Raw genomic sequence first — 13,003 nt, forward strand, 5'->3', positions numbered from 1 at the left:
CCCCCCCCCCCCAACACTCCCCATCCCCCCATAATACCAAGCCCAACCTCAATACCATCAATAACCCAATCAGCAATTTCTGCGTTTACTCCCAGATTATTTTGTTCTAACTTCGTTTCCATAGGACAGTTCTCCCTCGCCTGCCATGTCCACATCATATTGAAACCGATTTCAACGCCAGGCTTCCTATAAAAATCCCCACAAATTTCCGATCTGCTTTCAGCAAAATACCCCAGTCCCTGCATTATTATGTTGACCCGTTCATATTCCCTGCTTTGTACGTAAATATCAATATCACCAGAAGCAAACATAGCTAAGTCTGCCCCAGTCAATATTAATGAAGCAAAATTTTCAATGGGATATGCACAAATCCCATTTTGACCCAGACATTCCAGTATTGCTATAAGTTCCGCTTTTGCATTACTATTTCTTAACCGGTATTCTTTTAGTACATCATTCCAATAGGTTGAATCAATTCCCGCATCCAATAACATTTTTGCAATAAAAGGCATCATTTTATTTTTCTTTGCGTTATCAATTAACTGATTTCTTATCTCTAAGTACCTTTCCCGGATTTCATTAACTACTCCATCCTCTGGTTGTACCTGATTAAGCGACTGACACATAATTCTATTCACAAGACAATCCATACTTCTTACCTCTCATATGCATTTCTAAACAGGCCAGGTATTCATCAAATTTGTCAGATCCAAAATCACCTGGCAAAGTTTCCAGTTCACGAAGCTGGAATATCAGGTCTTCCAAAAGAACACAGGCTTCTTTCTCTTTTGGTCTTTCAATCTTACAGTAACTCCCAATTCCATCTGGCCTAAGTCCTTCCATCAGAACAGCTTTATCATACCAGATACTTCGTTCTCCCCAGGATTCCCAGTCTATAATGAAAATCTTTTCCGTCTTATTCTCAACCCAAATATTTCCTGCCTGTAAATCCCCGTGGGAAAAAAGCAGAATAATTTCGTCTGCCCTCTTTACCACTGATGCCAACTTACTTGCAATACATCTCACTGTCTCTTGTCTTCTCACCTTAACACTTATCTGTTTACATACCAAGGCATATAACTCTTCTGCATATTTTGAACCGCTGACTATACGCCTTCTATCCTTTGCATACTCATAAAGTATATTATAAGCCCGATTGACATATATATCATAATCATCAGAGATACGGGCCAGGGGCCTTCCATCTATAATTTTCTCCATATAACGGTTAGAGGTAAATGAAATCAGCTGTGGGACAAAATCTGGTAATCCATTTTGGGTCCGAAAAAAGATTTCTCTTTTTAAATCGTCTTGTGGAAATCCATATTTGGGTATAACCTCTACTGTATTTTTTGAAAAGTTGAAAATCCTGTATTTTCTATTACACGGATATATTAATGTATTATCGTCAATCGCAGCATGTACTGTTATCTTCTTTGAGCTCATACATCCGTAGCTGCTTAAACACAGGATCACATATGCCCCCGTCAGAATTCTTTTCAAAGCATTATTACGGACGCTATACTCACACAAAAGATATTCCAACACCTTCCTGCTTGGCTTAGCAGTAACAATTGCATTTAACTGGGGATATATATATAACCTTGTATTCTGTGTTTCTTCAGCGTAATACCTGTCCAGCGTTTCCTCGTTTATTCTATAGAAATCTTCTCTTAAAAGCATCTGACTGATTTTCATATACAAGCCTTTCTGATGTCATCGAAGACTTTATCAATCGTATTTGTTGCCTCAATACGCCACTGCCACACATTTCTCCTGGCTAAAAAATCGTACATTTCGATTCGTTTCCGCCTCACATCAATGGGCTCGGGAAATGGTTCATCCTTCAAACCACTTCTGCGCATAGATTCCTCTGCTGGTATAAACATAACAATTGACGGATTTGGTTTCAGCATGGTTTTCAATGTTAGTCTCCACCAAAAGCCATGCTCAAAATCATACTCTGTGTATTTCAATTTAAAATCAATATATGTATCCCAAATATAACGATCACAGATTACTGTTGTTCCAAAAATCTCTTTTAATCGCAAAACCAGGGTATAATACAACCACAAATCCATCAATGATGCAATAAAAAGTAGCCTCCTCTTTATCGGGCTACCATTTACCTCCTCGGAAAACTTAATGCGCTCTTCTTTACTTATATTTTTTTCTTTCCTGAAAAATCTTTTTACCGCCTGGATTCCCGGGGTATATCCGCCACGGCTCCATATAACCTCACATTTTTGCCCTTTGCTTTTTAGTTCTTCGCATAAAAGTTCAATTTGCGTTGATTTACCACAACAATCGATACCGCTTATTGAAATCATCTTCTTCCCCGCCTTTTCGTTTTACATTTTTCTAAAACGACCAGATATTGATGCGCTATGTAATCCGGCTTATAGATACCTTCATCAAACTTTACTTCTGATATATAGGCACTTTTTATTTTTCCTATCCATTCGTCTACCGAATAAGGATCCTCCACATAGCTTGCCGCATTTTGAGTGATTTCCGGAATACACACCATGTTCGTTGTAATTACAGGCACACCTGAACTGATTGCTTCTACTAAGGGCATTCCAAAACCTTCAAAAACGCTTGGGAACAAGAAAGCCTTACAATTGCTATACAGACAATTACGGACGTTATTTTCCACAAAACCGGTTAAAATGAGTTCATCTGTAAGTGAATAGGATTTTGCCACTTGGCGCAATTCCTCCTCCATACCGCCATTCACACCGCTAATCACCAGCTTACAGGGAATATCCTGGATATTCTGTTTCTTAATTTCCCCAAATACCTTAACAAGGGTTACAAGATTCTTATGTGGGTTTAATTTGGAAACCGTATAATAATAATCCCCCGGATTAATTCCATATTGCATTTTCATTCTGGCAAAATCACATTTATCAGATACATCAATCGTAATTGGATCATAAATGGTTGTCAGGTTATCTCCGGATATTTTATATGTATCTAAAATATCCCTACGGACAAAATTTGAAATACAGACAATCTGCTCCGATGTCCTTACCGTGTTAAACCAGCTTAAACGAAGCCAAATATTAGTCATCCAAGAATGATTTTCCGGAAAATGCAGTGCTTCCAAGTCATGAATAACTGTAACAAATTTTATTCCGCTAATATTAAAAAATGGTTTCGCATAAACGGGTTCCAAACAAAGCCCTAATCTGTTCTTTTTTAGAAAGCGGCTTAGGCATAAATTCTGCCATATAATCCTTTTTGGTACAGAACCTGAGTTCACAGGCGCAATAATCAGATGTATTCTTTCATCCTCTTCATATTTTCTGAAATACTGCTCATTATCCAACGCAGCAATAATATACAATGAAAACGTATCCTTTGTCTCCATAAAACCCTGAAGCAGGTTATGGGTAAAAGATTCTGTGCCTCCAACAATTTTATGACGAACCCAGGTAACGTCTAAGGCAAACTTAATATTCATCCAATCTCCCCCTGCAGCATGTACCTCTTAAATAATTCTTTATACTGTTTCGTAACTGTTATACTGCTAAATTTCTCTTCCGCCGTTATTCTGGCACATTTCTTATAACGTTCAAGAGTTACTTTGTCCATATATAAATGTAAAATCTCCCTGGCAAGAGTATCTGCTGATTCATCTGTAACCGCAATACCTATCGGATTGTTTTCCAGCAAAGAATACAGATCATCCTTATTGGTACAAATACCAACAATTGCTTCACCACAGGCCATCATGCTATAAACTTTACTCGGCATGAACAAATGGGCCATGCTCGCTTCCTGTGTCACAATCCCTATGTCGCCACAGGCCATTGAATAAGGAAATATATTATCTGGCTGCAATGGAAATAACTTTATGTTTTCCGTTTGGTTTTCCTTAATAAACTGCTCCACCATTGGATATTTGGGACCATTTCCTATAAACACAAAACAAATCTTCCTCTGATTTTGAAGTACCCTTGCAGCTTCTAATATAACCTCTATATTATGACCCATACCCATTTTTCCGGAATAAAGAACAATAAACTTATCGCAAAGTCCGTATTCCTGGCAAAATGGATTTTTCTGTTTTTCCATTGGCTGTAATAGCCCTATATCCGCCGCAATCGGGATACAGGTAATCTTTATCTTTTCTCTAAGTCTATTATTTATGGATACCGCCATCTGCTCCCCTATGGTTAACATTTGATTAATTTGGGGATAGTTTACAGAGTTCCATTCATGCCAAAGCCTGCAGATAACTTTTACTGCCGGATTCTTTATGGTACTTTCAATCACTTGCGGATATATATCCCAATTCATATAAATAAAAGGGACTTGAAACTTCTTTTTAAGTTTTAACCCTAAATATGAATTGATTGGTGGATTTGATACTGCAAATACTAAATCATAGTGTATGCTTTGATTTTCTTTTATCCACTGATTTACAAAACGGAAATGTCTATACCAACATACAAGCCTGGATTTCAAACTGTCCGCTTCATGCTTTGGAGATTTAATAACATTCCCCCTGACATTGCTGCCAGTAATGATATCTATATGTACCCCTTCTCCCAATGCATCAGTCAATACATCCACATACCACTGCGGTATCACTTGGGATACAATTAATACTTGTTTCTTCAACGCCATCTGACTACCTGCTTTTCCTTTGTTTCAACCGCAGTTCTCAATACAAACCATCCTGATTTCTAAACCACACCGCTCTCATCCCAAGTTTTAGGGGGGCAATAAAATCCTTTTTAATATTATCCCCAACATAACACATCTGGGAAAAAGCCACATTTAACTTATCTGCCATCTGAATGAATGCAGTTTCATTTGGTTTTCTATATTTAACACCGCCAAGTTCATCCGTAACAATAATATGGTCCATGTATTTCCCTAATCCTAAAACCTGGATTTTCGCCCTCTGTCCTTCTGGCCTGCCATCTGTAATGATACCTAGCTTATATCCATCACTTCTTAGTTTTGTCAGTATTTCCATGACCCCATCATACAAATGAATATCCGGCTCATGTAAACGATATGCCACCAGACATCCCTGACGGATTTCCTCTGTATATATACATTCCATGGAAAGGACTTCATCTATGGCAGGCTTCTTTTCCAAAAAAAACCGCCATAACTTCCTTTCTGCATTTTCCACCTGGGGAATAACCTTTGCTACCGCACTATATCCACTTCGTATATATTCCTTTTCTCCATAAAGCGTATCATCAAGGTCAAATACTACAGCTTTCAGCCCTTCTATATAGTTCAGTACATCTGCTATTTGATTTATCTCAATCATCTGTTACCTATCCTGGCTTTTCCCTTTTTCACACAGATACTCTGGTCAAAACGGCTATATATTTCTCCGTCCCTCGCAGCTTTTTCCACATATTCCATTCTTCCGCCTGTGAGCATCTTAATTACGGCTCCCGCGCTGTCAGCTCCTGCCTTCATACTAAGAGGTGCGCCGCCGCCAAAACGTGGATTAATCTCGATATAATAATCCTCCCCAGTATTTTCATCACGGATAAGCTGTACCGTAATCTGTCCACAAGGTTTAAAATCTTTGATTAACATCAAGATTTCATCTATCATGGTATCATCTTGAGTAATCTTTGTTTTAAGGACTTCCCCTGCACGGACTGCCAATCTCTCCCTGGGAGTAATATATACCGGATTTCCATAATAATCACAGAAAATATCAATCGTATATTCCCTGCCGCTTATGAATGGCTGGATAATATAATCTTCAATCTTTTCTGCATACAGTTTTAAATCTTCTAAATTATCCACCCTGTAAGCATTCATACTTGAACTGCCATCCTTGGGTTTTATAAACGCGGGAAAATGCTGTTTTCCAGCCTCAAAGGCAGCTTCATATTTTACCACATCACTAAATGGTAACGGAGATTTTAATCCTAATGAAATAAAATAGTCAGCAGTATAATTCTTGTCTCTGCAGAGTTTTACTTTATCTGCTGCGCTAACTAACACTTTTGTCCCAATTGCCTCAAATTGTTCCTTATTCCCTGCTAAAACCAACAAGTCTGTGTCAATCGTCGGTATCAGACAATCCACCTTTTCTTCTTTACAAAACTTAAGAAGCATTGGAATATACTGTTTATCTTTAATCCGGCATACGATTTGTGTTTTATCACAGAAATACAATGCCGGGGCATCTTCTGTTATATCTGTTCCTATGATTATTAAATCCACCTTTAACTTCTCTGCTGCACAGCGAAAGGCCTGCATCAATTCCACCCGGCGTCCAACACTGGTAAAAAGTATTTTCATCCTGCTCTCCTTCTGTATTTCAACCGCTAAACAAACTTTTAGTCATTTGCATCTTCCACGGATATCTGCTTAGGCGTACCTGTAAAAGACTCCATCGTCGCTGCTGTCTGTGAATGGATTCCTTCACGTTTTAGAACAGTCTTCACCGTCTGAAAAACGATTTTCCAATCTCCTATAAAAGTAATATGGTCTACATAATAGACATCTTTATCAAACTTATCTTCCCATGTAATCGAATTCCGCCCATGCACCTGTGCATAGCCAGTAAGGCCCGGCCTGACTTCGTGCCTTCTTGCCTGTTGTTCATTATAAAGAGGCAGATAAGACACTAACAATGGCCGCGGTCCAACTACACTAAGTGTTCCATTAAGAATATTCCATATCTCTGGCAGTTCATCGATACTAAGCCGCCTGATTTGCATTCCAAATGGTGTAAGACGTTCCTCGTCCGGTAAAAGATTACCATCAGCATCCCTTTCATCCGTCATCGTGCGGAACTTATATAAAGTGAATATCTCCCCATTCAGTCCCGGACGCTTTTGTTTGAATAACACAGGTGTTCCCAATTTAATCCGCACAAGAATCATGATTATTAGCAGGATTGGGGATAAAACGATTAAAGCTAATAATGCACAGATAAAATCCTGTGGACGTTTTATATATTTCTCATAGAATCCTTTTTGATGAGGGATATAATACTTATTTTTTATATGCATTATCTTTTCCACCTTTTAATCCTCATTCAAAACAATTCTTAATTATCTCAATAATTGTTTCCTGCTGCTGGGCCGTCATCTTATTATCACTCGGCAGACACAATCCACGATGGAAGATATCCATACCAACATCTAATGGCATACCATCCTTTCCTTTGTCTCCACCTTCAATATATGCATTTGTATTCGCTCTTGCGTTTCCTTCACGGGTGATGAAACCATTCATTCTATATATGGGCTGCATGTGCATGGGTTTCCAGATTGGACGGCCTTCGGCATTATATTTTGATAAATTTTCCAAAATCTCTGTCGGACAGCTTTTACCGGATTGACTGATATACAAAGCCTCCTTTTCTCCTCTGACCTGCTTACACATTGCTACCTCATCAATTAACATACAGCTCAGCCAGAAGTTAGGTTCAGATTTATTGCTGTCATATGGATTCATCCGAACCGGCAATCCTGACAGTCCCTTTTTATACCGCTCATATATTTCCTTTTTCTGCTTAATATGTTCCTCTAAATATGGATATTGCCCACGTACAACGCCTGCTATTAAATTACTCATACGATAATTGTAACCTAATTCCTCATGCTGGTACCAAGGAGCATTTTCTCTAGCCTGCGTAGACCATTTGCGCACCCTATTTGCCGCATCAAGGTCATCTGTCAGCAGCATGCCCCCTGATGAACCAGTAATGATTTTATTTCCGTTATACGAAATACAATTATACATACCAAAGGTCCCTGTTTGAATGCCTTTATATGTTGCGCCAAGAGATTCAGCAGCATCTTCCACAATCAAAGCGCCATGTTTGTCACATATTGACTTGATTTCATCTATTTTGCCTGGTGTACCATATAAGTGTGCCACTAGCACTACCTTTACATCTGGATAAATTTCAAATGCCCTCTCTAATGCAGCGGGATCCATATTCCAGGTATCATACTCTGTGTCAATAAAAACCGGAATTCCCCCTTCATAGACAACTGGATTTACAGTGGCGCCAAAGGTTAGGTCGGAACAAAAAACCTTATCCCCGGATTTGACTCCTGCAAGCTTCACCGCCATATGTAATGCCGCTGTTCCGGCAGAAAGAGCTACAGAATACTTACATCCTATCTTCTCGCAGGTAAGGCGTTCCACCTCATTAATGTTGGCTCCTACTGTAGACATCCAGTTGGACTCATAGGCTTCCATCATATATTTTAATTCCAGACCGTGCATGGTCGGTGAACTAAGCCAAACCTTGTTTGCAAACTTTTCATAACCCTTCTTTGTATCCATTTCATTTTCCTCTCCAGTTCTTAATAGATATGGTATTTCTAACTATTCCCTATGCACAATCTCCAACCCTATCTTCACATCCATCCATCTGCCAAACATCTCAATCCGAATCACTGCCAGCCGCTTATGTCTGTCAATATATGTAATCTCACCTTTAAATTTTGACAAGGGACCTGACGTTATGATAACCTTGTCACCTTCTATAATCCCCTTGGACATTTCTGCCAAATGGGAGCTGCCTCCCATCTTCTGCAAAAACACCTTTTCGTCCTCTTTTATAGGAACAAATTCCATTCCATCTCCAAGAATTCTTGTTAATCCCGGTACTTTTTTCAATTCCCAGAACAGTACATCCACCTGTTCTGTAACAAGAAAGATATATCCCGGAAATAAAATATATTGTTCCTTATGCCATTCCCCTTGAAAGCGCTTCATACGTTCGTAGTATGGAATGAAACACTCCTTCAAAACAGATTCATCTATCATCTTTTTACTTAACTGCAGTACTGCTTCTTCCCTTCCGGTCCTCACCTGTACTGCATACCAGCTTTCCATCCCCGTCCCTCCAAATCTGTTCCAGGATTTATTTAAAAATTCTTTTCTGTAATGATACCGCAATCCGAATCAGGCAGCATGGTTTTAAAAGAGCATGCTTCGCCATTCCATGGATATCCCTTACACCTTAATCCACTCTAAGGTATATAGTAGTTCTCTCCACAGATAAAATTCAACAATATAACAGGTATGACCCCAGAATGCGGCAAAGCGACAATTCTGCTTTCATACCCTTTTTCCTTACTTCACTCCCAGATTATACATTGCTATCTTCTTATGCAGTGCAAACCGCTCCGGATTCACAGGTGTCACACCAGTGGCCTGGCTGACCGCCGCCTCTGCGGCTGCAATATCTGAATCCATATTCTTATAATGGTATTCAGGTACCAGTTCATGTACCAGCAGCCTCATATTAGCGGTTTCACTAAGGGCCGCCTCCCCCAGACGTTGTAACGCCCTCTCAAACCGGTCATAATCCATATCAATGGGTTTTCCAATGAATATCCTGTCATTGACCGTCTTTTGCAATCCTTCTTCGTCCATGAGGAGTTCCTCATACAGTTTTTCTCCTGGACGCAATCCGGTAAAGCAGATATCGATATCTTTGTATGGCTCATAACCGGATAAACGGATCAGGTTCTCAGCCATATCCAGAATCCTGACCGGATTCCCCATGTTCAGTACAAAGATTTCTCCGCCCTTTGCATAGGCACCGGCCTGGATTACAAGACTTACCGCTTCCGGAATCGTCATGAAATAACGTATGATATCCTTATGTGTCACTGTCACCGGGCCGCCGCTTTCAATCTGCTGCTTGAATAGCGGGATTACACTTCCGTTGCTTCCCAACACATTGCCAAAGCGGACCGCGACAAATTCCGTACTGCTCTTCTGATTGCTCATCTGAACCACCATCTCACAGAGGCGCTTACTTGCTCCCATGATATTCGTTGGATTCACTGCCTTGTCTGTTGAGATGAGTATGAAACGCTGCGCCTTGTATTTAATGGCGGCCCTGGCTGTTTTATACGTGCCTAAGACATTATTTTTTATGGCTTCATTGGGACTGTCCTCCATTAAAGGCACATGCTTATGAGCCGCTGCGTGATACACAATATCAGGTCTGTATGTACGGAAAAGATAATCTAGACGGTTCGTATTGCGCACGGAGCCAATCAGCACCACCATATCCAGATGCGGATACTTCCGTTTTAATTCCTGCTGGATTTCATAAGCATTATTCTCATATATATCAAATATGATAAGCTGCTTTACCTTATGGCCTGCCAGCTGCCTGCACAGTTCACTGCCAATGGAGCCGCCTCCGCCAGTGACCAGAACCACTTTTCCCTTGACATAACCCATGATTTCATCCAGATTTACATTTACCTGTTCCCTTCCCAGTAAATCTTCTATCTCCACTTTCCGGAGTCTTGAAATCGTGACCTCGCCATTCATAAGCTGGTACACACCGGGAAGTATCTTGACCTGGCACCCTGTTCCCTGGCAGATTTTCAAAATATCCTTTATATCCTCGGGAGGAGCAGTAGGGATGGCCACATAAATCTCATCAATCTCCTTCTCCCTTACAAGTCTAGCTATATCCTTCCGGCTGCCCATAATGGATACGCCATCAATAACCCGCCCCTGTTTGTCTTTGTCATCGTCTATCATGCAGACTGGATATCCATGGACCTTTTCACTGGCTTTCATTTCCTTAAGTATAAGTGTTCCTGCTTTTCCCGCGCCGATTATCATCACCCGGGGCGGAATGCTTTTCTCAAGGAAGCGGTTTATCCTGTCCGTAATCTTCTGAAGTACCTGGAAGCTGACCCGGCCAATCATGGCTGACCCGGCCATCAGCACAAACCACAGCACATAATAACTCCTTGGCATACGCGCATCAAATAATAAAATGCCTACGGATTGTGCCAATGCAGCAACCAGGCAAGCCAGCAGGACCTGCATCATTTCCCGGACACCTGAGACTCCCCACATGATGGCATAAAGGTGCCCCGCATAAAAAACAAGGGACACCACGGCCATCTGCAAAAGTCCGTACTTCCATACTTCCCTGGCATACTCAATGGGGACAGAGGAAAGACTAAGGTCAAATCTTAATCCCAGGGCCAGGCACGCGCAAATCCATACCATGGCCATATCATAACCCCAAAGTATCCTCATCCTCACCTTTTTACTGCGGGGCAGATATTTTTCTAATACAAGTTTGTTTTTACCTATCACTTTCACATTCCCCTTTGTACCGTAATTCAGGGCTTTATCGTTTGTAGATTACAGAAAGCGTACCTGAGTTAGGAATATTAAACCAAATCGTCTTGGAAGCTGCGTCCACCCTGCTTGGCTGTATCACGGTCCAGGTACCGGTCAGGTTATTGTAAAAGAGTACCTGTACTTCCCCCAATCCATCAACGAGATTCGGAACATACAGCGGGACTTCCACCGGACCTGTTTTTTCCGTATTTGTTACCGCATCTTTGGTCACAATTGCATGGGTGCCTACCAACGCATTATATCCGGTTAAATCAACGTCAGAAATGACCTGGTTCAGCGGCTGCCCGCTGTTAATGCCGTTGATGGCATTTACTACGTTTTCAGGAAGTCCCGATACGGCCCCGCTGTTTCCCTGTACAAATTCAAGTGCGGTATTTCCCACAACAGCCTGTCCCCTGTCGTTGGTAGTGACCGTTGATTCCCCAACTGTCTGGCCCACGCCAATGCCAACCGCGTTGGTTCCCTGGCCAGAACTGGTTGCTGTGGGACTTGTTGCGGAACTGCCTTTGCCTAACACACTGTCAACCCTCTCCCCAATGTCATAATCACTATCCCCTCCACCAATGACCGGGCCCGTGCCAGGGCTGTTGGCGGCATAGGAAATCACTGCCTGTGACGCTGCAAGCGCAGCTACTAACGCAATTGTTGTAATCCTTTTTCTCATAATCTTTACCCTTCCTTTCATGAATTAAAATTAAACATTTATTATAAGTATTCATTATCATACCTATTTTCCTATATCCGTATCAGCTGTTTCCTCCCGGTAAAACATATCCAGGATAATAGGCCTGATCTGAGATTTATCAGGATGGTATTCATCGTAAATAGGTGTCTCCACCGCTTTTCCCGGAAGTGTCATCATGTCTGACTCCCCCAAATCCTGGTTTCCTCCCAGGAAGGCTAAGGCCATGTCCAAATATCTGTCTTTTGTCATATCAGTCACCATGTAGGGTTCCATTTCCTTTAATAGGCCGGACACGAAGCTGTCATCTTTTCCTGATTTTATCTTTGCTGCCTGAAGCAGCCCTTCTATATATGATTTCTGGCGTTCCGCACGCCCCAGTGCGCTCTGCGCCTGGCCGGTGTCCCTGTAGCGGATATATTCCTCTGCCTGCCGTCCTTTAAGCGTGACCGTCTGTCCGTAAATGAATGCAGGATCCGCCCGTTCCATCTCCTGTTCCTTCACGGTCACGGTAACGCCTCCCACCCCGTCATTAATGATTGGCAGGGCAGACATGCTGATTGCCATGTATCCGTCAATGGCCAGGCCTCCCAACAGATTACTCACCGCCTCTTTCATATATTGGCAGCTTTTATCCCTTCCGTCTCCATAGGCATAACCTAATGCAAGATGCTGGATATCCCTGCCCAGCACATTGCCGCTTAAATCAGTCAGGGTTATTTCTGTCATGGTATCCCTTGGTATCATTAGGATTTCAACCTTATCCCTGGCCACATCCTGCGCAACAAGGAAAATTGCATCTGCCTGGCCTCCGGACCCGGCGACCATGGTTTCCTTAAGGCTTCCAGGCCGGTCGATTCCCATGCACAGGATGGCTTTGACATACGTATTACGGCGGTAAATCTTTCCCTGATACTCAATCCTGTCTACTGCGCTTTGTCCCCTGTCTCCGTCCGCATCCTGATGCCACTGCAGGACCTCCTCTGCCAATGCTCTTTTTTCTAAATACAGCTGACCGGTCCGGTATAGAAAAAATGCAGTAAGGACCGATACCCCCGCGATGACTGCAGCCATCCATTTTTTACGGCTTTGAATCCGAATGTTTTTTTTCCGTCTCATATTGCCCTTTATCTATAGCGGTCCATAGCCTATTTATCGCCCCCCCCCCCCCCCCCC

General features: G+C 41.7%; 13 protein-coding genes. All 13 read right to left on the reverse strand.

Annotated features, from left to right (window positions below; genetic code table 11):
- Nucleotides 1-638: nucleotidyltransferase family protein (locus DWX59_RS01875; protein ID WP_166460151.1), on the reverse strand; the 638-nt coding region annotated here is incomplete at its 3' end.
- Nucleotides 631-1,683 (reverse strand): protein kinase family protein, encoded by a 1,053-nt coding sequence (locus DWX59_RS01880; RefSeq protein WP_166460152.1) that lies wholly within the window; start codon nucleotides 1,681-1,683, stop codon nucleotides 631-633. The genes DWX59_RS01875 and DWX59_RS01880, both read right to left, overlap by 8 nt.
- 11 nt (nucleotides 1,684-1,694) lie before the next feature.
- Nucleotides 1,695-2,330, reverse strand: a complete 636-nt coding sequence (locus DWX59_RS01885; RefSeq protein WP_117555755.1) for a dTMP kinase — start codon at nucleotides 2,328-2,330, stop codon at nucleotides 1,695-1,697.
- Nucleotides 2,327-3,469, reverse strand: coding sequence for a glycosyltransferase family 4 protein (locus DWX59_RS01890; protein ID WP_117555757.1), 1,143 nt, complete (start codon nucleotides 3,467-3,469; stop codon nucleotides 2,327-2,329). Before DWX59_RS01890 ends, DWX59_RS01885 begins: the two co-directional genes overlap by 4 nt.
- Nucleotides 3,466-4,638, reverse strand: a complete 1,173-nt coding sequence (locus DWX59_RS01895) for a glycosyltransferase family 4 protein (RefSeq protein WP_117555759.1) — start codon at nucleotides 4,636-4,638, stop codon at nucleotides 3,466-3,468. The genes DWX59_RS01890 and DWX59_RS01895 overlap by 4 nt, the downstream gene beginning before the upstream one ends.
- Nucleotides 4,639-4,675: 37 nt before the next feature.
- Nucleotides 4,676-5,299 (reverse strand): HAD family hydrolase, encoded by a 624-nt coding sequence (locus tag DWX59_RS01900; protein ID WP_117555761.1) that lies wholly within the window; start codon nucleotides 5,297-5,299, stop codon nucleotides 4,676-4,678.
- Nucleotides 5,296-6,294 (reverse strand): ATP-grasp domain-containing protein, encoded by a 999-nt coding sequence (locus tag DWX59_RS01905; protein WP_117555763.1) that lies wholly within the window; start codon nucleotides 6,292-6,294, stop codon nucleotides 5,296-5,298. The genes DWX59_RS01900 and DWX59_RS01905 overlap by 4 nt, the downstream gene beginning before the upstream one ends.
- Nucleotides 6,295-6,332: 38 nt before the next feature.
- Nucleotides 6,333-7,010 carry a sugar transferase gene (locus DWX59_RS01910; RefSeq protein ID WP_117555765.1) on the reverse strand — a complete coding sequence of 226 codons (678 nt, stop codon included), beginning with the start codon at nucleotides 7,008-7,010 and terminating at the stop codon, nucleotides 6,333-6,335.
- Between the two features lie 22 nt (nucleotides 7,011-7,032).
- Nucleotides 7,033-8,298 carry a DegT/DnrJ/EryC1/StrS family aminotransferase gene (locus DWX59_RS01915; protein WP_117555767.1) on the reverse strand — a complete coding sequence of 422 codons (1,266 nt, stop codon included), beginning with the start codon at nucleotides 8,296-8,298 and terminating at the stop codon, nucleotides 7,033-7,035.
- 42 nt (nucleotides 8,299-8,340) lie between these two features.
- The gene (gene loaP, locus DWX59_RS01920; RefSeq protein WP_117555769.1) at nucleotides 8,341-8,853 is read right to left on the reverse strand and encodes an antiterminator LoaP; all 513 of its coding nucleotides are present in this window, start codon (nucleotides 8,851-8,853) and stop codon (nucleotides 8,341-8,343) included.
- 240 nt (nucleotides 8,854-9,093) lie between these two features.
- On the reverse strand, nucleotides 9,094-11,037 hold the full coding sequence (locus DWX59_RS01925; protein ID WP_353626740.1) for a polysaccharide biosynthesis protein: 1,944 nt from the start codon (nucleotides 11,035-11,037) through the stop codon (nucleotides 9,094-9,096).
- 94 nt (nucleotides 11,038-11,131) lie between these two features.
- Nucleotides 11,132-11,809 (reverse strand): hypothetical protein, encoded by a 678-nt coding sequence (locus tag DWX59_RS01930; protein ID WP_117555771.1) that lies wholly within the window; start codon nucleotides 11,807-11,809, stop codon nucleotides 11,132-11,134.
- A gap of 63 nt (nucleotides 11,810-11,872) precedes the next feature.
- Nucleotides 11,873-12,946 carry an LCP family protein gene (locus DWX59_RS01935; RefSeq protein WP_117555773.1) on the reverse strand — a complete coding sequence of 358 codons (1,074 nt, stop codon included), beginning with the start codon at nucleotides 12,944-12,946 and terminating at the stop codon, nucleotides 11,873-11,875.
- Nucleotides 12,947-13,003 lie beyond the last annotated feature (57 nt).

The sequence above is a fragment of the Enterocloster aldenensis genome, from assembly GCF_003434055.1.
In the GTDB taxonomy this organism is placed as follows: Bacteria; Bacillota; Clostridia; order Lachnospirales; family Lachnospiraceae; genus Enterocloster; species Enterocloster aldenensis.